We start from the raw sequence: 23377 nt of genomic DNA on the forward strand, positions 1-23377 counted from the left end.
CGTCTGCGGCCTTGTTGCCGCAAAATGTGGCTTATTCAGCGGCCTGCTTGGCGCCCCGGACCCCCTGCGCCAGCGCGGACACCAGGTCCGCGACCGCGCTCACGGTCTTCGGCGTCGCGCGGCCCTCGGCATCGAGATTGGCGCGCACCACGTCGACGATCGCGGTGCCGACCACGGCGCCATTGGCGTTCTCGGCGATCGCGCGCGCCGTTTCCGGGGTGCGGATGCCGAAGCCGACGCAGACCGGCAGCTTGGTGTGCCGCTTGATGCGGGCGACGGCTTCCGCAACCGCGTTCGAATCGGCCGTCGCAGCGCCGGTGATGCCGGTGATCGAGACGTAATAGACAAAGCCCGAGGTGTTCGCGAGCACCGCCGGCAGACGCTTGTCGTCGGTGGTCGGCGTCGCGAGGCGAATGAAGTTGAGCCCGGCCTTCAACGCGGGGATGCAGAGCTCGGTATCTTCCTCCGGCGGCAGGTCGACGATGATCAACCCATCGACGCCGGCGGTCTTGGCATCGGCCAGGAAGCTCTCGACGCCGTAGATGTAGATCGGATTGTAGTAGCCCATCAGCACGATCGGCGTCGTGTTGTCGTCCTTGCGGAAGTCGCGGACCATCGCCAGCGTCTTGCGCAGCGTCATGCCGCCCTTGAGCGCGCGCAGACCGGCGGCCTGGATCGACGGGCCATCGGCCATCGGATCGGTGAAGGGCATGCCGATCTCGATGACGTCGGCGCCGGCCTTCGGCAGCGCCTTGAGGATGTCGAGCGAGGTTTTTGCGTCGGGGTCGCCGGCCATCACGAAGGTGACGAAAGCGGAGCGGCCCTGCTGCTTCAGCTCGGCGAAACGTGCGTCGATACGGGTGCTCACTTCTTCCTCGCCTTCAAGATGTCGCCGACCTGCGGCACGTCCTTGTCGCCACGGCCCGAGAGGTTAACCACCATCAGGTGATCCCTGGGCCGCTGCGGCGCGAGTTCGGACAGTTTTGCGATGGCGTGCGCGGATTCCAGCGCAGGGATGATGCCCTCGAGCCGCGACAGCAGCTGGAACGCGGCCAACGCCTCCTCGTCGGTCGCCGAGAGATATTTCACGCGGCCGGTCTCGTGCAGCCAGGCGTGCTCGGGGCCGATGCCGGGATAATCGAGGCCGGCGGAGATCGAATGCGCTTCCTCGATCTGGCCATCGGCGTCCATCAACAGATAAGTGCGGTTGCCGTGCAGCACGCCGGGGCGCCCGCCGGCGAGCGAGGCGGCATGCAGCTGCGTCAGCCCGTGACCGGCTGCCTCGACGCCGAAGATCTCGACCGAAGGATCGTCGAGGAACGGATGGAACAGGCCCATCGCATTGGAGCCGCCGCCGATGCAGGCGATCAGCGAGTCCGGCAGACGGCCCTCGGTCTCCTGCATCTGCGTGCGCGTCTCGTGGCCGATGATCGACTGGAAATCGCGCACCATCATCGGATAGGGGTGCGGGCCCGCCACCGTTCCGATGCAATAGAAGGTGTTGTGCACGTTGGTGACCCAGTCGCGCAGCGCATCGTTCATCGCGTCCTTCAGCGTGCGCGCGCCCGACTGCACCGGGACGACCTTGGCGCCCAGCATTTCCATGCGGATCACGTTCGGCTGCTGCCGCTCGACGTCGACCGCGCCCATATAGACCACGCATTCGAGCCCGAAGCGCGCGCACAGCGTCGCCGTCGCCACGCCGTGCTGGCCGGCGCCGGTCTCGGCGATGATGCGCTTCTTGCCCATGCGGCGCGCGACCATGATCTGGCCGAGCACGTTGTTGACCTTGTGCGAACCGGTGTGGTTGAGCTCCTCGCGCTTCAGATAGATCTTCGCGCCGCCGAGATGCTCGGTGAGCCGTTCGGCGAAATAGAGCGGCGAGGGCCGGCCGACATAGTCCTTCAGGTAGACGTTCATCTCGGCCTGGAATGCCGGATCGGCCTTGGCGTCGGCATAGGCCTTTTCGAGATCGAGGATCAGCGGCATCAGCGTTTCCGCGACGAAGCGTCCGCCGAAAATGCCGAAATGCCCGCGCTCGTCGGGGCCGCTGCGGAAGGAATTGGGCAGGTTTTGATTCATCGAACCATCAGTTCTTGGGTAGTTCTTTGGGTTGCGCGCGCGGCGCGGATGAAGGCGCGGATCAGCTCGGGATCCTTGACGCCCGGCGTGCGCTCGACGCCCGACGACACGTCGACCCCGCCGGCGCGGGTGACGCGGACGGCTTCGGCGACGTTGTCGGCGTTGAGTCCGCCGGAGACCATGTAGGGCAGCGCGAGATCGAGATTTTCCAGCAGGTGCCAATCGAACGGCGCACCGAGACCGCCCGGCCGGGTGGCATCCTTCGGCGCGCGGGCGTCGAACAGGATGCGGTCGGCGACGCCTGCATAGCCCGGCAGCGGGGCGAGATCGGCCGCGGTCTCGACCGGCAGCGCCTTCATCAGCGGCAGGCCGAACTTCTGCTTGATGTCGCGCAGCCGCGCGGTGGTTTCCTTGCCGTGCAATTGCAGGATATCCGGCCGCAGCGTCTCGACGATGTTTTCGAGCGTGGCGTCGTCGGCATCGACCGTCAGCGCGACCTTGACGGCGCGGCCCTTGGCGCGGCTGCCGAGCTCGCGCGCGGTCTCGAGGCTGATATGGCGCGGCGACGGGGAGAAGAACACGAACCCCACCATGTCCGCGCCGCCCTCAAGCGCGACGTCGAGCGTCTCGCGCGTGGACAGGCCGCAGATTTTGACGAGCAGGGGCATGGTCTCGAAACGGGTCTCAAAACGGGTTTTCGGGCGTCCGGAACAGGGGTAATCCCGGGTCCGACGGGGCGGGTTCTACAACGTCGCGCCCTGCTTGTCTCGCCCATTGGGCCCGTAAAAGCCCAGCTGGGCCGGGGCCGAACGACGCTGCGCATCGTCCCGGGAGGCAGCGGCCCTGAGATCGGCGAGCTCGGCGCGGACGTGCCGGACGTCGGCCTCGTGCTGCCGGGCGGCGCGGCGCCAGCGCCCCTGCTTGAACCAGGTTCCGATGCCACCGGCGATCACGCCGAGAATGGCGGACGCGATGATGACGACGAACAGCGGCAGTGTGACCGCAACCGTCGGTGTCACAGAGTTGAAAGGATCGAACGACACCGTCACCCAGTGACGGTTGGCGACGGCAAAGATGATGAAGATCAGCCCGAGCGGAACGACGACCACTGCCGTGAAGAACTTTCGCATGACCATCTCTCGCAGCGATGGAGAAAGTGCGGGCCCATCGCCCGCAGCAGCGGCAACGCCGGGCGTCGTGCCAAGCGTCAGCCTTAAGCGTCAGCCTTGGGCGCGTCGATCTTGGAGGCTCCCGCCTCAGCCTCGTTGCGATTGAGGCGCTCGCGCATTTCCTTGCCGGTCTTGAAGAACGGCACGCTCTTCTGGTCGACCGGCACATGCTCGCCGGTACGCGGATTGCGGCCGGCACGGGCCGGGCGATGCTTCACCGAGAAAGCGCCAAAACCGCGCAGCTCGACGCGGTCGCCACGCGCCAGCGCCGCGACGATTTCATCGAGAATCGCATTCACAATGTTCTCGACGTCCCGCTGATAGAGGTGCGGGTTGTGCTCGGCGATACGCTGAACAAGTTCGGATTTGATCATCGAAAATGGGATCCGGGCTCTTGCGGAAACCCATTTCCGTGAAAATGCCGTGCACTGTCAAGACGCTAAATCAATTTAGAGCGCCGTGAAATCGCGTGACAAATAGCCCAATTGGGGCATGCGGCGATTCCCGCAGAGCGAGAATACCCTGATCAGTACGCCTTTCGCGCTCGACTAGTCGGTTCCTCCGGGAGTCCACAGCGCCAGCATGCCGTCGAGCCCGAACCGGTCGACCGCCTGGGCCACGCCACCCTGCTCGATCCGCCGCGCGATGCCGCCAAGACCGAACGCATCGAGCGTCATTGAAGCCGCGGTGCGCAGGAAGGTCAGGTCGCTGAATCGCGGATTGAGCTTGTAATTGCGCACCGGTAGGTCGCTTTTGACCTTCTTCTCCGCAACCAGCCAGGCGATCGCGGTCTTTTCATCCCCGAGCTGATCGATCAGCTTGAGATCGACCGCCTGCCGGCCGGTGAAGACGCGGCCGTCCGCGACCTTCTCCAGCAAGCCGTCATCCATGCCGCGCCGTTCCTTCACCAATCCACGGAACCATGCATAGGAATCCTTGACCAGACCCTCGATCGCGGCGCGGGCTTCCGGACTGGTCGGCTCCATGCCGTTTGGCGCGGCCTTCAGCGGCGAAGACTTGATCTCCTCCATCTTCACGCCGACGGTCTTGAGCAATTCGGAAACGTTGGGGAACTGGAACAGCACGCCGATCGAGCCGACCAGCGAGGTCTGCTGGGCGACGATGTGGTCGGAGGCGATCGCCGTGATGTAGCCGCCCGAGGCCGCCAATCCCTCGACCACGACGACGAGCGGCTTCTTCGCCTTCAACTGCACCAGCGAATCGTAGAGCTGCTCGGAGCCCGCGGTGGTGCCGCCGGGCGAATTGATGTGCACGACAACGGCCGCGTAGCTCGACTTGCCGAGCCGCTCCAGCGCCTCGACGCGCTCCTGGTCGCTGCGGATCAGTCCGTCGATATTGATCCGCGCGATCGCGTTCGACGTCGAGAAGGCGCCGCGTCCGCCGGCGGCCACAACGCCCACGCCGACGATGGCCGCGATTGCAATGACCGCAGCGGCGACGCGCCAGAACGTCAGCTTGCGCCTGATCCGGCGGCGGTCGACGATCACGTCTGAATCCAGCGACATCCGATCTCTCCAGAAATAGTCAGCGCGCAATCCGCGCGTTTTGCCGTCGCAGCGTCACTATCAGCTTAGCCAAATACATCAATTGCGACGCAATATGAAGAAAACAAGGCCCGTCACGTTACCTGCATCGTAGCCCGGATGAAGCGAAGCGTAATCCGAGAAAGATCGCCGCGGGGACACAGCCCTGGATTTCGCTGCGCTTCATCCGGGCTACGGGCTACAGGGTAACAAAAAGGGCCCCGGCTTGCGCCGGGGCCCGATTGTTCGCCTGAACTCAAGCGAATGCTTACTTGTCGGTGCCGCGGTTCTTCAGCGCGGTGCCGAGGATGTCGCCAAGCGTCGCTCCCGAATCGGAGGAGCCATACTGCGCGATGGCTTCCTTCTCTTCGGCAACTTCGAGCGCCTTGATTGAGACCTGCACCTTGCGGGCCTTCTTGTCGAACTGGATGACGCGCGCATCGACCTTCTCGCCGACGGCAAAGCGTTCGGCGCGCTGGTCGTTGCGATCGCGGGCCAGCTCGGACCGCTTGATGAAGGTGGTGAACTCGGTGCCCGAAATCCGGACCTCGATGCCGCTCTCCTTCACTTCGAGCACTTCGCAGGTCACGACCGCGCCCTTCTTGACGTCGCCCGGCTCGGCGAAGGGGTCGCCTTCGAGCTGTTTGACGCCGAGGGAAATGCGCTCCTTCTCGACATCGACATCGAGCACCACGGCCTTGACCATGTCGCCCTTCTTGAAGTTGTCGATGACCTGCTCGCCCGGAAGCTTCCAGTCGAGGTCGGAGAGGTGGACCATGCCGTCGACATCGCCCTCGAGACCGAGGAACAGACCGAACTCGGTCTTGTTCTTGACCTCGCCCTCGACCACCGAACCGACCGGGAACTTCTCGACGAAGACTTCCCAGGGATTGCGCATGGTCTGCTTGAGACCGAGCGAGATGCGGCGCTTGACCGAATCCACCTCGAGCACCTGCACTTCGACTTCCTGCGAGGTCGAAACGATCTTGCCGGGGTGCATGTTCTTCTTGGTCCACGACATCTCGGAGACGTGGATCAGGCCTTCGATGCCCGGCTCGAGCTCGACGAACGCGCCGTAGTCGGTGATGTTGGTGACGCGGCCGGTGAAGCGGGCACCCAGCGGGTACTTGGCTTCGATGCCCTGCCACGGATCATCCAGCAGCTGCTTCATGCCCAGCGAGATGCGGTGCGTCTCGTGGTTGATCTTGATGATCTTGACCTTCACCGTCTGGCCGATGGTCAGCACCTCGGTCGGGTGGTTGACGCGGCGCCAGGCGATATCGGTCACGTGGAGCAGGCCGTCGATGCCGCCGAGATCAACGAACGCACCGTAATCGGTGATGTTCTTGACCACGCCGTCGATCACCTGACCCTCTTCGAGGTTCTGCACCAGCTCCTGGCGCTGCTCGGCGCGGGTCTCTTCGAGAACCGTGCGGCGCGACACCACGATGTTGCCGCGGCGGCGGTCCATCTTGAGGATCTGGAACGGCTGCGAGTTGTTCATCAGCGGCGCAACGTCGCGGATCGGACGAATGTCGACCTGCGAGCGCGGCAGGAAGGCCACCGCACCGTCGAGGTCGACCGTGAAGCCGCCCTTGACCTGGTTGAAGATGACGCCGTTGACCTTTTCGTTGTTCTGGAACGCCTTCTCGAGCTTGCCCCAGCTTTCCTCGCGGCGCGCCTTGTCGCGCGACAGCACGGCTTCGCCGAGCGCATTCTCGATCCGGTCGAGGAACACCTCGACTTCGTCGCCAACTTTCAGATCGCTTTCACGGCCGGGGCCGGCGAATTCGCGCAGCGCCACGCGGCCTTCGGTCTTCAGGCCGACGTCAATGACGGCCATGTCCTTCTCAATTGCAACCACCTTGCCCTTGATGACCGAGCTTTCCTGCAAATTGCCGCCGGCAAAGGATTCATCAAGCATCGCCGCGAAATCGTCGCGGGTGGGGGTATAGGAAGACACAGTATTCGAAGCCATTTGTTCTCCAAATGCGGGATCTTGCCGGCCGTTCGGGTTGATGGGCGCACCGCGCGTGAAGTGTCAGGGTTCCGCAAACCCTGACGACCGCTCATTGCAGGAGGTGCAACAGCGGGCCGGCAGCAAAACTGCACGTTCGGTACGTTTGAATTGTCGGGAGCCTGAAACGAAAATATCGACTTCAAGACCTGGGAGCGGGCGTTCCTCCAGATGCGGCGAGGGCTCAAACCCGGCGCCGGCCCGCTCAGACACGGCCTCGACATCGTCGATGGCGCTCCGAACGGCGCTGATATAGCCCTGCAAGCCGTTTTCGGCAAGCAGGAAATACCCCATTTTGCTGGGTTTTCGGGCCGAAAGGGCCCTCCGATGCCGACGGTTCTAGCGCCGGGCGCGCACCGCCTCGACGATGGCGATGGCGGCGCGGACCCCGGCCTCGATGTCGAGATTGGAATTGTCCAGCGTGTGGGCGTCCGCAGCCGGCCGCAACGGCGCAACGGCGCGGTTCTTGTCCCGCTCGTCGCGCTTGAGGATGTCGGCCAGCACCGCCTCCTCGTCAGCGTCCTCGCCACGGGCGCGGGCCTCCAGGGTGCGCCGCCGCGCCCGCACGCGGGGATCGGCGACCACGAAGATCTTCACGTCGGCATCCGGGCAGATCACGGTGCCGATATCGCGCCCATCCAGCACCGCGCCGGGCGGATCGGCGGCGAACTGGCGCTGGAAGTTGACCAGCGCCTCGCGCACCTTGGGAAAGGCCGAGACGACGGATGCGCCCTCGCCGACCTTCTGGGTCTTCAGGATCGGATTGCCGAATTTCTCGGGATCGAGCTCGAGCGCGACGGCCACCGCCAGCGCCTCATCGTTGAGATTAGCGCCCTGCGCCATCATCGCATAGGCCACCGCGCGGTAGATCACGCCGGTGTCGAGATGGCGGTAGCCGTAGTGGTGAGCGAGCCGCTTGCCGAGCGTGCCCTTGCCGGAGGCGGCGGGTCCATCGATAGCAATGATCATGCGAAGTCAGCTCCGAGCGCGCGCATCATCGGTATGAAATCCGGGAAACTGGTGGCGATGAAGGCGGTGTCATCGATCTTCACCGGCCGATCGGAAGCGCAGCCCATCACCAGCGCCGACATCGCGATGCGATGATCCATATGGGTGGCGACAAGGCCGCCGCCTGGAACGTGGCCGCGGCCCTCGACGATCAGGTCATCGCCGGAAACCTCGACCTTGACGCCGTTGACGCGCAGCATGTCGGCGGTGGCTTCGAGACGGTCGGACTCCTTGACGCGCAGCTCCTGCAGGCCGCGCATGATCGTGGTGCCCTCGGCAAACGCCGCCGCGACCGCCAGCACCAGATATTCGTCGATCATCGACGGCGCGCGCTCCGGCGGCACCTCGACGCCCTTCAGCTTCGAGGCCCGCACGCGCAATTGCGCCATCGGCTCGCCGGCATCGCCGCGCACATCGCTCTCCTCGATCGAGGCGCCCATCTCGCGCAATGTGGTGAACAGGCCGGTGCGCAGCGGATTGGTCATCACGTCGGAGAACACGACGTCGGACCCTTCGACGATCAACGCCGCCACGATCGGGAACGATGCCGAGGACGGATCGGCGGGCACCACGACCTCGGCGCCGTGCAGCTCGGGCTCGCCGTTCAGCGAGATCCTGCGGCCGTGGCTGCCTTCCTTGTCCGTGGAGATCTCGGCGCCGAAATGCTTCAGCATCAGCTCGGTGTGGTCGCGGCTCGCCTCCTGCTCGATGACCGTGGTGATGCCGGGCGCGGACAGGCCCGCCAGCAGCACCGCGGACTTGATCTGGGCCGAGGCGACCGGGGTCTTGTAGACGATCGGCACCGGATAGCGGGCGCCATGCAGGGTGAGCGGCAGCCGGCCGCCCTCCCTGATGTCGCTGGTCCGGGCGCCCATCAGTTCCAGCGGGTCGAGAATCCGGCGCATCGGCCGCGAACGCAGCGAGGCGTCGCCGTCGAAAATGGCCGCGATCGGGCAGCCGGCCACCGCGCCCATCACCAGCCGGCACCCAGTGCCGGAATTGCCGAAATCGAGCGGGGCCGCGGGCTGGGCGAAGCCGCCGACGCCGACGCCTGCGACCGACCAGGTAAAGGGCGCCGTCCGCTCCACCCTGGCGCCCAGTGCGCGCATGGATTTGGCGGTATTGAGGACGTCCTCGCCCTCCAGAAGGCCGGAAATGCGGGTTTCGCCGACCGAAAGCGCCCCGAGGATCAGGGCACGGTGGGAAATCGATTTGTCGCCGGGAACGCGGACCGTGCCGGCCAGGGGGCCGCAAACGCGCGATTCCAGCGGGGTCGGGGTGTCGGAATGAGCCAAGATTGTGTCCTCTCGCGCCGCGGCAGGTATCACATAGGCAACACCGCGTCACGCGCCCGTCACTTGCGCGCAAACCGCTATTGACAGCGGCTCCTCAACTAGCCAAGTGAAGCACCGTTTTTCAGCAAAATTCTGGGATGACCACGTTGGCCAAGTCCGAGCTCGGAACCAAGCGCATTTGCCCGACCACGGGCAAGAAGTTCTACGACCTCAACAAGAATCCGGTGATTTCGCCCTACACCGGTGAGGTCGTGCCGATCGCGCCTGTAGCCCCGCCGCGGGGCCGTGGCGCCACCGTCAGTTCGCCTGCGACCGCCGCCGAGATGCCCGAGGCGGCCGAGACCGAAGAATTGGTCTCGCTCGAGGAGGCCGATGCCGAGGAGAACACCGGCAAGGTCAAGGCCGTGGTTCCCGAATCCGAGGACGATATCGAGGTCGATGAGACCATCGACGACGATGACGACGACGATTCGACCTTCATCGCCGACGAGGAAGAAGGCGATGAGGACGTGACCGATATTATTGGTGACGTCGGCGGCGACGAAGAGACTTGAGATCGGCGCCGATCTATGATCAACGGTGCTGCCGCGCGAGTCATCCAGGCCGCGCGGACCGGGAGTGATCCCCCAGGATCATCCCAACTGGATAAGGGGCCATAGCTCAGCTGGGAGAGCGCTTGCATGGCATGCAAGAGGTCGGCGGTTCGATCCCGCCTGGCTCCACCACGCTTCGCCCTTCGGGCTACGCGTGGCGCAGCCACGAGTTGCCTGAAGGGCGAAGCGTGGTGTCCGGCGTAGCCCGAAGGGCGAAGACGGACTGCCAAGGGTTCTGCTCCCGTCCGGCTTCAGTGGATGCGAATGTGGTACGTCTACATCATCCGCAGCATCAACTTCCCTAACCAGGAATATATTGGCGCCACCGAGGACCTGAAACGACGGATTCCCGAGCACAATACCGGCAAATCCGCACACACCTCAAAATTCAAGCCTTGGCAACTCGTCTGGTACTGCGCCTTTCCCGACAAGTACAAAGCCCTGGCGTTCGAGAAGTATCTTAAATCCCACTCCGGCCGCGCCTTCGCCAAGAAGCGCCTCTAGCCGGGTGCGCCCACTACTCCCCCAGCACCGCATTCAGCCGGTCGCGCAGCGCGACGATCTCATCCTTCATCGCCATCAACTCGCCAACCGTGCAGTCGGAGGCCGCGAGGATCGACTGCGGAACGGCCTTGGCCTTTTCACGCAGCGCGTGGCCCTTCGGCGTCAGCGCGATCAGCACGACCCGCTCGTCTTCGGTGCTGCGGGTCCGCTTGATCAGCTCCGCCGCCTCCAGCCGTTTCAGCAATGGTGTCAGCGTGCCGGAATCCAGGAACAGCCGCTCGCCGAGGTCTTTCACCGGCACGTCGTCGCGCTCCCACAGCGCCAGCATCACCAGATACTGCGGATAGGTCAGCCCGAGCCGGTCGAGCAGCGGTTTGTAGACGCGGTTGAAGGCGTGCGCGGTCGAATAGACCGCAAAGCAGATCTGGTTATCGAGCCGCAGCGCCTGATCCGCCGCCGTCTGTTTCCTGACCATGATTCCCATCGAAATCCATCTGGTTTCCGGGTCATTCTGGGCTCACAGGACCGCGGATTCAATTGCGAACAATTAAATGTGAGGCCGCATATTTTATATTGCGCACAATCTAATTGGATGCAATACATAGTTCATCGAATTCAACTGAAGTCCAAACCCAAGGGAGACCACGATGTCTGTGAACGTGCTCTACAAGACCAGCGCCAAGGCGACCGGCGGCCGCGACGGCCATGCGGCAACGCTCGACGGCGCGCTCGACGTCAAGCTGACGACTCCGAAGGAACTCGGTGGCGGCGGTGGCGCCGGCAACAATCCGGAGCAGCTGTTCGCAGCCGGCTATGCCGCCTGCTTCATCGGCGCCATGAAGTTCGTGGCTTCCCAGGGCGGCCCCAAGGTTCCCGCCGACGCCTCCGTGACCTCGACGGTCGGCATCGGCCCGCGTTCGGAAGGCGGCTTCGGCCTCGCCGTCGATCTCGCCGTCTCGCTGCCCGGCCTTTCCCGCACCGACGCCGAAGCGCTGGTCGAGAAGGCCCACCAGGTGTGCCCCTATTCCAACGCGACCCGCGGCAATGTCGACGTCAAGCTGAGCGTCGTCTAGTTCACCGACTGCCAATAGTCCGTCACGTCCCGCGTGGCGGACTATTGCGTTTCAGCGGATCATTGCATTGCAGATGCCAGTTCGCTTGGCGAACGCGGGCGCTGCCTGCTGCATGGGCCTGCGCCGATGAGAGCATTGCTGCCTCGCCTGAAGACCGTTAGCTCTGGGACCCTCGTTTTCCGATCCCAACTGAGCGAAGGTTGTTTCCATGAATACCTCAGCGGCTACGGGCGCGATGACCGGACTGCGCGTGATCGATCTGACGCGCGTGCTCGGCGGCCCGTATTGCACCCAGATCCTTGCCGACCACGGCGCCGACGTGATCAAGGTCGAGCCGCCCGCCGGCGACGAGGTGCGCGACTGGGGCCCTCCCTTCCATGAGGAAGACGCGGCCTATTTCGTCGGCATCAACCGCAACAAGCGCTCGATCGGCCTCGACCTCGCTTCCGAGGGCGGACGCGCGGTGCTGATGAAGATGCTCGAGACCGCCGACGTGCTGATCGAGAATTTCAAGCCGGGCACGCTCGACAAATGGGGCATCGGCAATGACGTGCTGCGCGCGAAATTTCCGCGCCTCGTGCATTGCCGGATCTCCGGCTTCGGCGCCGACGGCCCGCGCGGCGGCAATCCCGGCTACGACGCGATCATCCAGGCGATGACCGGCATGATCGCGGCGACCGGCTCGCCGGAGAGCGGACCGATGCGCATCGGCGTGCCGCTGGTCGACATCACGACCGGACTCTATGCAGCGATCGGCATCCTGATGGCGCTGTCGGAGCGGCAGCGCTCCGGGCTCGGCCAGTTCATCGAGACCACGCTGTACGAGACCGGGCTTGCGATCATGCATCCGCACACCGCGAACTATTTCATGCATGGCAAGCCGCCATCGCTCACCGGCAACGAGCATCCCAACCTCGTGCCTTACGCGATCTTCCCGACCAAGACCGACAATATCTTCATCGGCGTCGGCAACGACGGCACCTTCCGCAAGCTCGCCAAGGAGATCGGCAAGCCCGAGCTCGGCACCGACCCGCGCTTTGCCCGCAACAAGGACCGTATCGCCAACCGCGATGCGCTGCGCCTCGAGCTTGCCGCGGTGTTCAGCCAGCACGAGGCCGAGCCGCTGTGCAACCGGCTGCTTGCCGCCGGCCTGCCGGCCGGCCCCGTGCAGAAGGTCGATCAGGCGCTGACCAACCCGCACACGATCCATCGCGGCGACGTCATCGAGAAGGATTGGTACAAGGGCGTTGCCTCGCCGATCCGGCTCGAACGCACCAAGCCGAGCCTGCGCCGCACGCCACCGAAGTTCAGCCAGCACGCTGCGGAAGTGCTCGGCGAGTTCGGCTACTCCAAGGACGAGATCAACGGCCTGGTCGACAAGGGCGTGGTCTGCGGTCCCCAACGCAAGCGCTAACGGCGCATTCGAAGCAAAGCCCGTCCCGCAGGTGATGCGGGATGGGCACCGTTCGCATTAAGCCAACAGGTCGCCCCTGCGGTGCAACGTCGCGTCCGGCGTTGCACCGCACGCACATGGGCTGCAATCTCCGCCTTTTTTAGCGCTTCCCTTTGCTTCGGCTTCCCCCGTACCATGGCTTTCGTTTATACGGTCATTTGAACGTCATCCGGCGCTGATAACGCGCCCAACGAAAGATGGTGTTCCAACCGGAGGGGCCTTTGATGATTTTCAGACGACTCGGCGCTGCTGCGGCAGCCGCTGCCACGCTCGTATTCGCGTCGCCTGCGTTTGCGGTGACGGAGATTCAGTGGTGGCACGCGATGACCGGCGCCAACAACGACGTCATCGTCAAGCTGGCCAACGACTTCAATGCCTCGCAGTCCGACTACAAGGTGATCCCGACCTACAAGGGCGGCTACGCCGACACCATGAACGCCGGCATCGCCGCATTCCGCGCCGGCAACGCGCCGCACATCATGCAGGTGTTCGAGGTCGGCACCGCGACGATGATGGCCGCCACCGGCGCCGTCAAACCGGTCTACAAGCTGATGGCCGACGCCGGCGAGAAGTTCGATCCGAGCGTCTATCTGCCCGCGATCACCGGCTACTACTCGACATCGAAGGGCGAGATGCTGTCGTTCCCCTTCAACTCGTCGTCGACCGTGATGTGGGTCAATCTCGATGCGCTGAAGAAGGCCAACATCGCCGAGATCCCGAAGACCTGGCCGCAAGTGTTCGAGGACGCCAAGAAGCTGAAGGCGGCCGGCTACACCACCTGCGGCTTCTCCGGCTCGTGGGTCACCTGGGTCAATCTCGAGCAGCTCTCGGCCTGGCACAACGTGCCGCTCGCCAGCAAGGCCAACGGCCTCGACGGCTTCGACACCGTGCTCGAATTCAACGGCCCGCTGCAGGTCAAGCATCTCGAGAACCTGGTCGAGCTGCAGAAGGACAAGACCTACGACTACGCCGGCCGCACCAACACCGGTGAAGGCCGCTTCACCGCGGGCGAATGCCCGATCTACCTGACCTCGTCGGCCTTCTTCGGCAACGTCAAGGCGCAGGCCAAGTTCAACTTCACCGCTGCGCCGATGCCCTATTATCCCGATGCCAAGGGCGCGCCGCAGAACTCGATCATCGGCGGCGCCTCGCTCTGGGTGATGGGCGGCAAGTCGGCTGAGGAATACAAGGGCGTAGCCAAGTTCCTGACCTTCCTCTCGGACACCGACCGCCAGATCTGGATCCACAAGGCCTCGGGCTATCTGCCGATCACCAAGGCCGCCTACGCCAAGGCCAAGGAAGAGGGCTTCTACAAGGACCAGCCCTATCTGGAGACCCCGCTGCTCGAACTCACCAACAAGGAGCCGACCGAGAACTCCCGCGGTTTGCGCCTCGGCAACATGGTGCAGCTGCGCGACATGTGGTCGGAGGAGATCGAGCAGGCGCTGGCCGGCAAGAAGACCGCCAAGCAGGCGCTGGACTCGGCCGTCGAGCGCGGCAACCAGATGCTGCGGCAGTTTGAAAAGACCGCTGTCCACTGACATGATGCGCAAAAGCGCGATGAAGATCGTCACCGCGCTTTCGCTTCTTGTTTGAGCATGATCTCTTCGGAAAACCGCTTCGCACTTTTCCGGATCATGCTTTACGCAACCGGCAGGCCGCACGCGCGCGGCCTGCCAATTCTTACGAGATCATGCAAAAGCAAGCGATTTTCCAGTCAAAGCTGTTGCCTTACGCGCTGGTTGCCCCGCAACTCGCGATCGTCCTGATCTTTTTCTACTGGCCGGCCGCACAGGCGGTGATTCAATCCTTCCTGCTGCAGGATGCCTTCGGCCTTTCGACCACCTTCGTGTGGTTCGAGAACTATCTCGAACTGTTCAAGGACCCGGCCTATTTCGCGGCAATCGTCCGAACCTTCGCGTTCTCGTTCGCGATCGCGGTCTCCTCGCTGTCGTTCGCGCTGCTGCTCGCTGTCATGGCCGACAGACCGCTGCGCGGCTCGACGCTCTACCGCACTCTGCTGATCTGGCCCTACGCGGTCGCCCCGCCGGTGGTCGGCGTGCTCTGGGTGTTTATGCTGCATCCCTCGCTCGGCGTGCTGTCGCGCTACCTGCGCGCGATGGGCGTTGACTGGAATCCGCTGCTCGACGGCGACCAGGCTGCGGCCCTGATCATCCTCGCCGCGGCCTGGAAGCAGATCTCCTACAATTTCCTGTTCTTCCTCGCCGGGCTGCAGAGCATCCCGAAAAGCGTGATCGAGGCCGCCGCGATCGACGGCGCCCGCCCGATGCGGCGGTTCTGGACCGTGATCTTCCCGCTGCTGTCGCCGACCATCTTCTTCCTCTTGGTCATCAACATCGTCTACGCCTTCTTCGACACCTTCGGCATCATCGACACGATGACCCGCGGCGGCCCCGGCAAGGCGACCGAAACGCTGGTCTACAAGGTCTATACGGATGGCCTGCTCGGCGGCAATCTCGGCTCCTCCGCGGCACAGTCGGTCATCCTGATGGTCATCGTCGTCGTGCTGACGGGAATCCAGTTCCGCTTCGTCGAACGCAAGGTGACCTACTGATGGTCGAGGAGGAAGGCTTCCAGCGCTATCTGGCTCACGCCATCCTGTGGATCGGGATCGCGATCGTCGCCTTCCCGGTCTATCTGGCGATCGTCGCCTCGACCCAGGACAACGCCGTCATCGCCAACGGCCAGATGTCGCTGTTGCCCGGCGGCCATTTCCTCGAGACCTACTACCAGACGCTGTTTGTCGGCACGAGCGGCTCGACCCGCGAGCCGGTGCTCAACATGATGCTGAACTCGCTGATCATGGCGCTGTTGATCGCGGTCGGCAAAATCGCGATCTCGATCATCTCGGCCTACGCGATCGTCTATTTCCGATTTCCGTTCCGGATGGCGATCTTCTGGATCATCTTCATCACCTTGATGCTGCCGGTCGAGGTGCGCATCTATCCGACCTACAAGATCGTCGCCGACCTGCATCTGCTCGACAGCTATGCCGGCCTGTCGCTGCCGCTGATCGCCTCTGCCACCGCGACGCTGCTGTTCCGGCAGTTCTTCATGACCGTGCCGGATGAGTTGCTGGAGGCTTCGCGCATCGACGGTGCGGGCCCGTTCCGCTTCTTCTGGGATACGCTATTGCCGCTGTCGCGCACCAACATGGCCGCGCTGTTCGTGATCCTGTTCATCCTCGGCTGGAATCAGTATCTCTGGCCGCTTTTGATCACCACGCGCGACGACATGCAGACCATCCAGGTCGGCATCCGCAAGATGATCACCACGACGGATGCGCTGACCGAATGGCCTGTGGTGATGGCGACCGCGCTGCTCGCGATGCTGCCGCCGGTGTTCGTCGTCGTCGTGATGCAGAAACTGTTCGTGCGCGGATTGGTGGAGACGGAAAAGTAATGGCTAACGTCACGCTGCGCAGCGTCCGCAAGACCTATCCCGGCGGCTTCGAGGCCATCAAGGGCGTCGATGTCGACGTCGGCGACGGCCAGTTCTGCGTGCTGGTCGGGCCAAGCGGCTGCGGCAAGTCCACGCTGCTCCGCATGGTCGCGGGGCTCGAGACCATCACCGGCGGCGAGATCGACATCGGCGGCCGCGTCGTCAACCAGATCGAGCCCGCCGATCGCGACATCGCGATGGTGTTTCAGAACTACGCGCTCTATCCGCATATGAGCGTCTACAACAACATGGCCTACGGCCTGCGCAATCGCGGCATGGCCGAAGCCGAGGTCAAGACCCGCGTCGAGGAAGCCGCGCGCGTCCTCGAGCTCTCGCCGATGCTGGAGCGCAAGCCGCGGCAGCTCTCCGGCGGCCAGCGCCAACGCGTCGCGATGGGCCGTGCCATCGTGCGCCAGCCGAAAGTCTTCCTGTTTGACGAGCCGCTGTCGAACCTCGACGCCAAGCTGCGCATCGCGATGCGGGTCGAGATCCGCAAGCTGCAGCGCCGGCTCAACACCACCTCGATCTACGTCACCCACGACCAGCTCGAGGCGATGACGCTCGCCGACATCCTTGTGGTGATGAATGGCGGCCAGGTCGAGCAGATCGGCAATCCGCTGGAAATCTATCAGAAGCCGGCGACCACCTTCGTCGCCTCCTTCATCGGCGCCCCGCCGATGAACCTGATGCCGCTGCGCTCGGACGAGCTGACCTCCCAGATCGCGGGCGCCGATGGTGCCGGCATCGTCGGCATCCGGCCGGAGGATTTCGTGATCACGGGCGAGACCGCATCCGGCGGCGTCGCGCTCGGCCTGACGGTCGAGGCGATCGAGCATGTCGGCGCCGAGACCTTCGTCTACGGCAGCCGCCAGCGCGAGGAACGGGCCATCGCCGCCAATCCGGGCGAGCTGCCGCCGGGCGAAGTGATCGTCCGGATTCCCGGCGCCACTGGGCCTGCAATCGGCGAGCAGATCCGGGCGGTCGCGCCGCGCGACAAACTGCATCTTTTTACCGCTGACGGCCGCAAGCGCGTCGGCCCGTAACCGATCGGGAGGGCATGGGGGCCATGCCGGCGCGTTTTCGAGCGAAGTGGACACCGGTTCGCGTGAAGAAACGCGCCCAAAACAAAAAGTGGAGCATATTGGTCCTGATTTGATCAGAACCGATATGCGCCAGGCGGCATTTACGCTGGTTTCAGAGGCGCTTGAACGCTATCCAGATCACTCCCATATTGGCTGGTGACCGACGGGCAAGCGGCCCGCCGGTTGCATGGGGCGCCGCAAGGGCCCCTCAAAGTCGCTTCGAGAGGACTTTGTAATGTCTCGTGTTCCATCGTTGTCCAGTCCGTTCCTTCTGGGATTCGACGAGATCGAGCGTGCGCTCGACCGCGTCGTGAAGGGCGCTGACGGCTATCCTCCGTACAATATCGAGCGGTGCGACCGTACCAACGGGCAGCCCGAGCGGTTGCGCATCACGTTGGCGGTGGCGGGCTTCACCCGCGACCAACTCGATGTAACTATTGAGGAAAATCAGCTCGTCATCCGTGGCCGCCAGCAGGACGACAAGGCTCGGCAATACATCCATCGCGGCATCGCCGCGCGCCACTTCCAGCGCACCTTCGTGCTGGCGGAGGGGATGCAGGTGCTGGGCGCGGATCTGAAGAACGGGTTGTTGTCGATCGACTTGGCCAGGCCGGAACCTGAACGGGTCGTTAAGACAATCGCTATCAATGAACACGAATAATAGAAACAACAAGCGGACTCGACCGCTTATCTGACTGAGGAGTCGAGACCATGAGTGAACTGAGTACCACCACCATCGAATCCAACAGCGTCACGCCGGAAGCGCTGGCCCATCTGGGCGAGGGCCATATCGCCTATGTGAAGCAGGTCCGTTCCGAGGACGTGCCGGATCTCTTTCCGCAGGCGCCGAAGATCGCGCCGGGCCTCAAGCTGTTCGCACTGCATGCCGCCGACGGCACGCCGATCATGCTGACCGACAGCCGCGAAGCCGCGATCGCGAACGCCTGGAGCAACGAGCTGCAGGCCGTCAGCGTGCACTGACGCAGCATCCACTAAGACACGGCTAATTCAGCATCCGCGAGTTCAATGCGCGGGCATGCCTCGACATCAATCGAGGCGGCCCGCGCTTTTTTTGCAGACCTCGTTTGGATCATTCGATCAAGGCCTGTCGTGCTCCTCGGAAATGTCCTTGTTGGTGTAGTCGGGCATCATGGCGGTCGCGACAATGCTGACGACCGCGCAGAACAGAATGTAGAGCGCGATCACGTAGCCCGAGCCGGTGGCGGCCAGCAATGCGGTGGCGATCAACGGTGCCGGCCCGCCTGAAATGACCGAGGAGAGCTGGTAGCCGATCGAGCAACCGCTGTACCGCAGCCGCGGGGTGAAGCACTCGGCTATGAGCGCCGCCTGCGGGCCATATGTCAGAGCATGCGGTATGAATGACAGCACGATGGCGATGAAGATCAACGCCGGAGCTGCCGTGTTCAGCAGCGCGAAATACGCAAAGCCGAACAGCCCGGTCAGAACCGCACCGATCAGGTACAGGCGCTTGCGCCCGATCCGATCCGATAGGTGCCCCGCCAGCGGGATGGTGAAGAGCTCAAGGGTGCCGGCGCAGATCAGACAGATGAGCAGGAAGTCGCGATCCTGATGGATGACCTGGGTGCCGTAAGCGAAGACAAAGGCCAGGTAGATGTAGGCCGGCGCCTGTTCGACCATCCGCGCCAGCGCCGAGAGAATGATCGACCGCGGCTGACGCTTGATCACCTCGATCACCGGGACGCGCGCGACACGGTTCTCGGCCACGATCCGCCGGAATGTCGGCGTCTCCATGATGCCGAGCCGGATGTAGAGCCCGATGGCGATCATCACGAGGCTCAGCAGGAACGGGATGCGCCAGCCCCAAACCAGGAACTGGTCGCCGGAAATGCGGCTGAACACCAGCACCGCGATGTTTGCCAGCAGCAATCCCGCGGGACCGCCGAGCTGCGGCCAGGACGTGATGAAGCCGCGGTGCTTGTTGGTCCGCGCCCACTCCATCGACAGCAGCACCGAGCCGCCCCATTCGCCGCCGACGCCGACGCCCTGAATGAAGCGGATGACGGTCAGGATGACGGCACCCCAGATGCCGATGCTGTCATAGGTCGGGACGAGGCCGACCGCCGTCGTGGCAAGCCCGGTCAGCAGCAACGTGGCGATCAGCGTTGCCTTGCGGCCGATGCGGTCGCCATAGTGGCCGAAGATCGCGGCACCGATGGGCCGCGCGATGAAGCCCACCGTGTAGATGGCGAACGCCTCCAGCACGCCGACCAGGGGATCGGACTTGGGAAAGAACAGCTTGCCGAAGACGAGGCCGGTCACGGTGCTGTAAAGCAGAAAGTCGTACCATTCGATAGTGGTGCCTACCGTGCTGGCGATCAGTGCGCGACGCAATTGCGCCTGGTGCTCGGCTTCCGGGAGCGGGGCGACTGCAATGTCCAATGTCGTCATTGTACATCTCCCTGGCCCGACATGTTCGGGCCATCTGGAATGCGTTTCGTCCCCCGTCCACGGCGGTGGACGGTGGTATCGATGCCGGTTATTTGTTTGGTTGGGGCAGGGCCGCAAATGCGCGGGGCGTGCCCATGCAGGCCTTGAGGAAGCCGGTCCTGGATCGCGCGCGGCCTAACCGATCGCCATCGCGGGAGTACGACATCCCTTCATGACACGGTCTTGCAATCCGAAATCTAGTCCTTCGGTCCGCCCGGTAAATTCGACCTTGGTCTGTGGGAATGGTCGTCGAACATGCTCGTCGGCCACTGCTGCAGCGCGGTGGCGGTCCGCGCCTTTATGGCGACGCGGTCGATGCGCCGAGCATCGGGCCCATGCAGTGCTGCACTTCGCCAGGCACATTGTAGGTGCGCATGATCGCGCGGCTGTCGCGCATGCCGCAAGCTTCCCGCTGCACCACAAACATCCAGAGCGCGTGGCCGGCTTCCCGCACCAGGATGCGCCGCGCCTGTTGGGCGGATGCCGGTGCTTCAGCGCGCGGATGGTCAGCATCGAACTCGCGCAGGCTGGCGAGAGCCTGTTCCAGCGCGCGGCCCATCCGTCCGAGTGCCGAAGCTTTCTCCTCGGCGAGTTCGTAGGCGAAAACGTCGACGGGAGTGCGATGGAAGCGAAAGTCGAGGGACATCGGTTATCCCAGGGGTCGATGCAGAACGATGATCCCCGGATTTTTCTGGCGCCACGGCCGGTTGTCAATACACGTTCAAACCCGTCGCGCGCCGCATCCGGTTTCAGTCCCTTGCTGAAACGGGGTTCTCCGCACTGATGGCGCGATCCAGAGCCTCGACCAACGCCTGAACCTCGACGAACTTGCTGCGGGCCCGCTCCGCCTTGTCACGATCGAACGGAGCGGCCAGCACTTTCGCATGCGCGTCCCTGTCCTCGATCATGCGATCACGGGCTTTCTTCAGTGTTTCGAGTCGCTCGCTCATCCGGGTCCTCCCTTACGTAGCTTTCGCAACCGGGCCTTAGCCGAACACCGCCGGAAGATCGCCCTTCCGGAAGAAGACCATCGGCTCATCATCATAGTCACCCATTTCGGGATCGCCGGTGGACGAGAATGCAACGACGGCGAGCTTGCTCAACGCCAGGCGCTCTGCCGTTCGCAGTGCGCCATTTGCCGTCTTGCAGACGATCGGAGGGTCCGGCTTGAGATGCCCGCCCTTGCCGGCGTTGAACGCCTGCACGACGTAGGTTGTTTCGCTTGCCATCAAGGCTCCTTCCGCCGGCCACCGGACGCGGTGACGCCAAGGACGAAGCGATGCGCTCGTCGCCGGCCACTCGCGTATCTCGTCGCAAATCTCAACAACCGCGACAGATGTTCTTCAGCTTCGCCGCAACGCGGGCATCTTCCGCGATCAACGGGTCCTTGTATTCGGATCGCGGCGCGTTGCTATCGATGGCCGGAGGCTTCTTGACCGTCGGGGGGAACGCGGCATCGTAGCAGGCGAGACGACCGACGGTGCCTTCGATCTTGTGGCAGGCCGGTTCGGCGGCGAACGCGCCCTGTGCAAGCAGGGTGGCCGCAACCGCGGCGAATAGCAGCGTTTTCATACAGGAGCCTTTCCGGGTGATCGTCCCGCTGAGCATTTCATGATTTTGGTTGTGCGCTTGCGCGTTGCCGGCCATGTCAAGCGCCGGCCTGGCGTGGCCAAACGCCGGCGCAGCAGAATTCATGGTTGCGTCGCCTTATCCATGCAGGACAGCGGCAGCGGCCACCAGGAGCAGAAGAAACAGGGGAACGATCACCGGCGGCACGATCCAATCGGCCAGACGAAATCCAGACACGTATGCTCCTCATCTTTTGGCGGGAGCCCTACGTTACCCTCAGTCACCGGTGGATGCCGTGGATGGGCGGTGATGCCACGACTCTACGCTCAAAGCCGGCGAATAGCGAGCGTTTAAACCCGATGCGGCAACAGCGTCAGGTCCACAGCGTCACCATCAAGCGCCGACCCAGCTGCCTGAACGCTCCGTCAAGCGCGCGCGGATGTCCGGCTTCAGCACCTTGCCGACCTTGGAACGCGGCAGATCGTCCCAGACCTCGATCTGCTTCGGCGTCTTGATGCTGCCGACCTGCTGCTTGACGAACGCGGCCAGCGCCGTCGCATCGACGGTTTGGCCGGCGCGCGGCTGCACCACCGCGACGATGCGCTCGCCCCATTTGTCGTCGGGCAGCCCGATGACAGCGCAATCCTGCACCGCCTCGTGGGCGCGCAACGCGTTCTCGACCTCGATCGAGTAGACGTTGAAGCCGCCGGTAATGATCATGTCCTTGGCACGGTCGACGATGTAGAGGTAGCCGTCGCCGTCGATGTAGCCGATATCGCCGGTGTGGTGCCAGCCATGCGCCGAGGCCTCACGCGTGGCCTCCGGGTTCTTGTAGTAGCCTTCCATGACAAGCGAACCGCGCACCACGATCTCGCCGCGCGATCCCGCGGGCAACAGCTTGCCGTCGCCGTCCATGATGCCGGCTTGCACCAGCGGACCGATCCGCCCGGCGGAGGCAAGGCGCTCCATCGCGATCGTGCCGTCTGCATTGTAGTGATCGGCGGGCGCCATCATCGAGATCATCATCGGCGCCTCGGTCTGGCCGAACAGCTGCGCCATTGGCCCGATCCGCTTCAGGGCCTCGGCGAGCCGCGTCGCCGAGATCGGTGCCGCGCCATACCAGAAGCATTGCAGCGAGCTGAGATCGGCTGCATCGAGCCCGGGATGGTCGAGCAGCATGTAGATCACGGTCGGCGGCAGGAACGTATGCGTGACGCGGTAGCGTTCGATCAGCGCCAGGTACTTGCCGATGTCAGGGTGGTGCATGATCACGACGCGGCCGCCGAGCGTCATGATCGGGAAACAAAGCACCCCGGCGGCATGCGTCAGCGGCGCCAGCGCCAGATAGATCGGACGGCCCTTGAACGGGTAGCCCATCAGGGTCAGCGCCGTCATCGCCTCGATGTTGCGCCCGGAAAGCATCACACCCTTCGGCTTGCCGGTGGTGCCGCCGGTGCCCGGGATCATCGCGAGATCGTCGATCGTCTCGCGCTGATAGACATCATCGGCGAGCCCGCCGAGCCAGCGGTCGAACGATGGCGCAAACGGCAGCTCGGTATCAAGGCAGACCAGCGCGCGCAGCTTGGGCAGATCCTGCCTGACGGCTTCGACCATTGGCGCGAAGCTCGAATGAAACAGCAGCAGGCTGCAGTCGAACTGGTCGAGGATGAACTTGTTCTCGGTCGCCTCGTTGCGCGGATTGATCGGACACCACACCGCTGCGGCGCGCGAGATGCCGAACACGCAGGCGAAGGCGAGCGGATCGTTGCCGGACAGGATCGCGACCTTCTCGCCGGGTGCGATGCCCGACCGCTCGAGCCCGCGCGCGATCCGGTAGCTCAGCCGCTGCACCTCGCGATAGCTGAGGTCGCGGCCGTCCATAGTGAGGCACGGCGCGTCGGCGCCGAGCGAGGCACCTTTGTCGAGATAATCGATGAAGCGCATGGCAGGTCTCGCGCAAGAGGCGGGTGACGCGCTACTGCGTCGCCCGCGGAGGCGGCGTTTTCGACCAGATTGGATACCGATCCGCTTGACGAAAACGCTTCAGGGAAGGGAGT

General features: G+C 64.0%; 28 protein-coding genes and 1 tRNA gene. 12 read left to right on the plus strand and 17 right to left on the minus strand.

Translation table 11 applies throughout. The features are described from left to right. Positions 1-31 precede the first annotated feature (31 nt). The 10 genes from trpA to aroA form a co-directional block, all read right to left on the minus strand. A complete protein-coding gene (trpA, locus tag AC066Y_RS20020) occupies positions 32-868 on the minus strand; it encodes a tryptophan synthase subunit alpha (protein ID WP_092120778.1) in 837 nt (278 codons plus the stop codon). After that, on the minus strand, positions 865-2082 hold the full coding sequence (gene trpB, locus AC066Y_RS20025) for a tryptophan synthase subunit beta (RefSeq protein ID WP_478275389.1): 1218 nt from the start codon (positions 2080-2082) through the stop codon (positions 865-867). Before trpB ends, trpA begins: the two co-directional genes overlap by 4 nt. Next, positions 2079-2750 (minus strand): phosphoribosylanthranilate isomerase, encoded by a 672-nt coding sequence (locus AC066Y_RS20030; RefSeq protein WP_092120784.1) that lies wholly within the window; start codon positions 2748-2750, stop codon positions 2079-2081. The genes trpB and AC066Y_RS20030 overlap by 4 nt, the downstream gene beginning before the upstream one ends. A 75-nt stretch (positions 2751-2825) precedes the next feature. Further along, the gene (locus AC066Y_RS20035; RefSeq protein ID WP_478275390.1) at positions 2826-3212 is read right to left on the minus strand and encodes a LapA family protein; all 387 of its coding nucleotides are present in this window, start codon (positions 3210-3212) and stop codon (positions 2826-2828) included. A gap of 83 nt (positions 3213-3295) precedes the next feature. Then, positions 3296-3625, minus strand: coding sequence for an integration host factor subunit beta (locus AC066Y_RS20040; protein ID WP_456759744.1), 330 nt, complete (start codon positions 3623-3625; stop codon positions 3296-3298). 174 nt (positions 3626-3799) lie between these two features. Beyond that, positions 3800-4777 carry a signal peptide peptidase SppA gene (gene sppA / locus AC066Y_RS20045; protein ID WP_478275391.1) on the minus strand — a complete coding sequence of 326 codons (978 nt, stop codon included), beginning with the start codon at positions 4775-4777 and terminating at the stop codon, positions 3800-3802. Positions 4778-5063: 286 nt separating this feature from the next. Then, positions 5064-6773: a 30S ribosomal protein S1 gene (gene rpsA, locus AC066Y_RS20050; protein WP_050404279.1), complete on the minus strand. Its 1710-nt coding sequence runs from the start codon at positions 6771-6773 to the stop codon at positions 5064-5066. Positions 6774-6836: 63 nt separating this feature from the next. Beyond that, positions 6837-7106 carry a hypothetical protein gene (locus AC066Y_RS20055; RefSeq protein WP_478275392.1) on the minus strand — a complete coding sequence of 90 codons (270 nt, stop codon included), beginning with the start codon at positions 7104-7106 and terminating at the stop codon, positions 6837-6839. 45 nt (positions 7107-7151) lie between these two features. Next, positions 7152-7781: a (d)CMP kinase gene (cmk, locus tag AC066Y_RS20060; RefSeq protein ID WP_478275393.1), complete on the minus strand. Its 630-nt coding sequence runs from the start codon at positions 7779-7781 to the stop codon at positions 7152-7154. Next, positions 7778-9115, minus strand: coding sequence for a 3-phosphoshikimate 1-carboxyvinyltransferase (gene aroA / locus AC066Y_RS20065; protein ID WP_478275394.1), 1338 nt, complete (start codon positions 9113-9115; stop codon positions 7778-7780). The genes cmk and aroA overlap by 4 nt, the downstream gene beginning before the upstream one ends. A gap of 146 nt (positions 9116-9261) precedes the next feature. On the opposite strand from aroA, the gene AC066Y_RS20070 reads away from it, so the two are divergent. The 3 genes from AC066Y_RS20070 to AC066Y_RS20080 all read left to right on the plus strand — a co-directional run bounded on the left by AC066Y_RS20070 (position 9262) and on the right by AC066Y_RS20080 (position 10212). Then, on the plus strand, positions 9262-9669 hold the full coding sequence (locus AC066Y_RS20070) for a TIGR02300 family protein (RefSeq protein WP_029082481.1): 408 nt from the start codon (positions 9262-9264) through the stop codon (positions 9667-9669). Positions 9670-9764: 95 nt separating this feature from the next. Beyond that, positions 9765-9840 (plus strand) — tRNA-Ala (locus AC066Y_RS20075). 132 nt (positions 9841-9972) lie between these two features. Then, the gene (locus AC066Y_RS20080; RefSeq protein WP_478275395.1) at positions 9973-10212 is read left to right on the plus strand and encodes a GIY-YIG nuclease family protein; all 240 of its coding nucleotides are present in this window, start codon (positions 9973-9975) and stop codon (positions 10210-10212) included. 13 nt (positions 10213-10225) lie between these two features. On the opposite strand, the gene AC066Y_RS20085 is transcribed toward AC066Y_RS20080, so the two are convergent. Next, complete coding sequence (locus tag AC066Y_RS20085) at positions 10226-10687, minus strand: MarR family winged helix-turn-helix transcriptional regulator (protein WP_478275396.1); 462 nt, start codon at positions 10685-10687, stop codon at positions 10226-10228. A 172-nt stretch (positions 10688-10859) separates the two neighbouring features. Here AC066Y_RS20085 and AC066Y_RS20090 point away from each other — a divergent pair, with 172 nt between their 5' ends. The 9 genes from AC066Y_RS20090 to AC066Y_RS20130 all read left to right on the plus strand — a co-directional run bounded on the left by AC066Y_RS20090 (position 10860) and on the right by AC066Y_RS20130 (position 18263). Further along, positions 10860-11285: an organic hydroperoxide resistance protein gene (locus tag AC066Y_RS20090; RefSeq protein WP_173639766.1), complete on the plus strand. Its 426-nt coding sequence runs from the start codon at positions 10860-10862 to the stop codon at positions 11283-11285. A 208-nt stretch (positions 11286-11493) separates the two neighbouring features. Continuing rightward, positions 11494-12699, plus strand: a complete 1206-nt coding sequence (locus AC066Y_RS20095; protein ID WP_478275397.1) for a CaiB/BaiF CoA transferase family protein — start codon at positions 11494-11496, stop codon at positions 12697-12699. 263 nt (positions 12700-12962) lie between these two features. After that, positions 12963-14279: a sn-glycerol-3-phosphate ABC transporter substrate-binding protein UgpB gene (ugpB, locus tag AC066Y_RS20100; protein ID WP_456719802.1), complete on the plus strand. Its 1317-nt coding sequence runs from the start codon at positions 12963-12965 to the stop codon at positions 14277-14279. Between the two features lie 152 nt (positions 14280-14431). Beyond that, positions 14432-15313: a sn-glycerol-3-phosphate ABC transporter permease UgpA gene (gene ugpA, locus AC066Y_RS20105; RefSeq protein ID WP_478275398.1), complete on the plus strand. Its 882-nt coding sequence runs from the start codon at positions 14432-14434 to the stop codon at positions 15311-15313. Next, positions 15313-16161: a sn-glycerol-3-phosphate ABC transporter permease UgpE gene (gene ugpE / locus AC066Y_RS20110; protein WP_092120808.1), complete on the plus strand. Its 849-nt coding sequence runs from the start codon at positions 15313-15315 to the stop codon at positions 16159-16161. Before ugpA ends, ugpE begins: the two co-directional genes overlap by 1 nt. Next, positions 16161-17243 carry a sn-glycerol-3-phosphate import ATP-binding protein UgpC gene (locus AC066Y_RS20115; RefSeq protein WP_229168472.1) on the plus strand — a complete coding sequence of 361 codons (1083 nt, stop codon included), beginning with the start codon at positions 16161-16163 and terminating at the stop codon, positions 17241-17243. Before ugpE ends, AC066Y_RS20115 begins: the two co-directional genes overlap by 1 nt. Before the next feature lie 46 nt (positions 17244-17289). Continuing rightward, on the plus strand, positions 17290-17442 hold the full coding sequence (locus tag AC066Y_RS20120) for a hypothetical protein (protein WP_478275399.1): 153 nt from the start codon (positions 17290-17292) through the stop codon (positions 17440-17442). A 75-nt stretch (positions 17443-17517) separates the two neighbouring features. Further along, positions 17518-17943 carry an Hsp20 family protein gene (locus tag AC066Y_RS20125; protein ID WP_092120814.1) on the plus strand — a complete coding sequence of 142 codons (426 nt, stop codon included), beginning with the start codon at positions 17518-17520 and terminating at the stop codon, positions 17941-17943. Between the two features lie 50 nt (positions 17944-17993). Beyond that, entirely contained in the window at positions 17994-18263 is a 270-nt protein-coding gene (locus tag AC066Y_RS20130; RefSeq protein WP_478275400.1) for a BQ00720 family protein, read from the plus strand. 117 nt (positions 18264-18380) lie between these two features. On the opposite strand, the gene AC066Y_RS20135 is transcribed toward AC066Y_RS20130, so the two are convergent. The 6 genes from AC066Y_RS20135 to AC066Y_RS20160 all read right to left on the minus strand — a co-directional run bounded on the left by AC066Y_RS20135 (position 18381) and on the right by AC066Y_RS20160 (position 23264). Next, complete coding sequence (locus tag AC066Y_RS20135) at positions 18381-19712, minus strand: MFS transporter (protein WP_478275401.1); 1332 nt, start codon at positions 19710-19712, stop codon at positions 18381-18383. A 337-nt stretch (positions 19713-20049) separates the two neighbouring features. Beyond that, positions 20050-20397 carry a DUF6665 family protein gene (locus AC066Y_RS20140; protein ID WP_478275402.1) on the minus strand — a complete coding sequence of 116 codons (348 nt, stop codon included), beginning with the start codon at positions 20395-20397 and terminating at the stop codon, positions 20050-20052. A 103-nt stretch (positions 20398-20500) separates the two neighbouring features. Then, a complete protein-coding gene (locus AC066Y_RS20145; RefSeq protein WP_478275403.1) occupies positions 20501-20701 on the minus strand; it encodes a hypothetical protein in 201 nt (66 codons plus the stop codon). 36 nt (positions 20702-20737) lie between these two features. Continuing rightward, entirely contained in the window at positions 20738-20980 is a 243-nt protein-coding gene (locus AC066Y_RS20150) for a hypothetical protein (protein ID WP_176534631.1), read from the minus strand. A gap of 91 nt (positions 20981-21071) precedes the next feature. After that, positions 21072-21398, minus strand: coding sequence for a hypothetical protein (locus tag AC066Y_RS20155; protein WP_478275404.1), 327 nt, complete (start codon positions 21396-21398; stop codon positions 21072-21074). A gap of 315 nt (positions 21399-21713) precedes the next feature. Continuing rightward, entirely contained in the window at positions 21714-23264 is a 1551-nt protein-coding gene (locus AC066Y_RS20160; RefSeq protein ID WP_478275405.1) for an AMP-binding protein, read from the minus strand. Positions 23265-23377 lie beyond the last annotated feature (113 nt).

This window comes from Bradyrhizobium sp. USDA3010 (genome assembly GCF_056429065.1).

What these genes read in the sequence shown, in the direction of transcription:
- AC066Y_RS20085 (WP_478275396.1), bottom strand. Translation starts at nt 10,687, where the DNA reads ATGGTCAGGAAACAGACGGCGGCGGATCAGGCGCTGCGGCTCGATAAC.
- ugpE (WP_092120808.1), top strand. Translation starts at nt 15,313, where the DNA reads ATGGTCGAGGAGGAAGGCTTCCAGCGCTATCTGGCTCACGCCATCCTG.
- AC066Y_RS20145 (WP_478275403.1), bottom strand. Translation starts at nt 20,701, where the DNA reads ATGAGCGAGCGACTCGAAACACTGAAGAAAGCCCGTGATCGCATGATC.
- AC066Y_RS20130 (WP_478275400.1), top strand. Translation starts at nt 17,994, where the DNA reads ATGAGTGAACTGAGTACCACCACCATCGAATCCAACAGCGTCACGCCG.
- AC066Y_RS20150 (WP_176534631.1), bottom strand. Translation starts at nt 20,980, where the DNA reads ATGGCAAGCGAAACAACCTACGTCGTGCAGGCGTTCAACGCCGGCAAG.
- AC066Y_RS20125 (WP_092120814.1), top strand. Translation starts at nt 17,518, where the DNA reads ATGTCTCGTGTTCCATCGTTGTCCAGTCCGTTCCTTCTGGGATTCGAC.
- AC066Y_RS20055 (WP_478275392.1), bottom strand. Translation starts at nt 7,106, where the DNA reads ATGGGGTATTTCCTGCTTGCCGAAAACGGCTTGCAGGGCTATATCAGC.
- AC066Y_RS20095 (WP_478275397.1), top strand. Translation starts at nt 11,494, where the DNA reads ATGAATACCTCAGCGGCTACGGGCGCGATGACCGGACTGCGCGTGATC.
- AC066Y_RS20160 (WP_478275405.1), bottom strand. Translation starts at nt 23,264, where the DNA reads ATGCGCTTCATCGATTATCTCGACAAAGGTGCCTCGCTCGGCGCCGAC.
- AC066Y_RS20035 (WP_478275390.1), bottom strand. Translation starts at nt 3,212, where the DNA reads ATGCGAAAGTTCTTCACGGCAGTGGTCGTCGTTCCGCTCGGGCTGATC.
- ugpA (WP_478275398.1), top strand. Translation starts at nt 14,432, where the DNA reads ATGCAAAAGCAAGCGATTTTCCAGTCAAAGCTGTTGCCTTACGCGCTG.
- AC066Y_RS20115 (WP_229168472.1), top strand. Translation starts at nt 16,161, where the DNA reads ATGGCTAACGTCACGCTGCGCAGCGTCCGCAAGACCTATCCCGGCGGC.
- AC066Y_RS20140 (WP_478275402.1), bottom strand. Translation starts at nt 20,397, where the DNA reads ATGTCCCTCGACTTTCGCTTCCATCGCACTCCCGTCGACGTTTTCGCC.
- trpB (WP_478275389.1), bottom strand. Translation starts at nt 2,082, where the DNA reads ATGAATCAAAACCTGCCCAATTCCTTCCGCAGCGGCCCCGACGAGCGC.
- AC066Y_RS20090 (WP_173639766.1), top strand. Translation starts at nt 10,860, where the DNA reads ATGTCTGTGAACGTGCTCTACAAGACCAGCGCCAAGGCGACCGGCGGC.
- AC066Y_RS20040 (WP_456759744.1), bottom strand. Translation starts at nt 3,625, where the DNA reads ATGATCAAATCCGAACTTGTTCAGCGTATCGCCGAGCACAACCCGCAC.
- AC066Y_RS20135 (WP_478275401.1), bottom strand. Translation starts at nt 19,712, where the DNA reads ATGACGACATTGGACATTGCAGTCGCCCCGCTCCCGGAAGCCGAGCAC.
- sppA (WP_478275391.1), bottom strand. Translation starts at nt 4,777, where the DNA reads ATGTCGCTGGATTCAGACGTGATCGTCGACCGCCGCCGGATCAGGCGC.
- cmk (WP_478275393.1), bottom strand. Translation starts at nt 7,781, where the DNA reads ATGATCATTGCTATCGATGGACCCGCCGCCTCCGGCAAGGGCACGCTC.
- AC066Y_RS20080 (WP_478275395.1), top strand. Translation starts at nt 9,973, where the DNA reads ATGTGGTACGTCTACATCATCCGCAGCATCAACTTCCCTAACCAGGAA.
- AC066Y_RS20030 (WP_092120784.1), bottom strand. Translation starts at nt 2,750, where the DNA reads ATGCCCCTGCTCGTCAAAATCTGCGGCCTGTCCACGCGCGAGACGCTC.
- AC066Y_RS20155 (WP_478275404.1), bottom strand. Translation starts at nt 21,398, where the DNA reads ATGGCCGGCAACGCGCAAGCGCACAACCAAAATCATGAAATGCTCAGC.
- rpsA (WP_050404279.1), bottom strand. Translation starts at nt 6,773, where the DNA reads ATGGCTTCGAATACTGTGTCTTCCTATACCCCCACCCGCGACGATTTC.
- ugpB (WP_456719802.1), top strand. Translation starts at nt 12,963, where the DNA reads ATGATTTTCAGACGACTCGGCGCTGCTGCGGCAGCCGCTGCCACGCTC.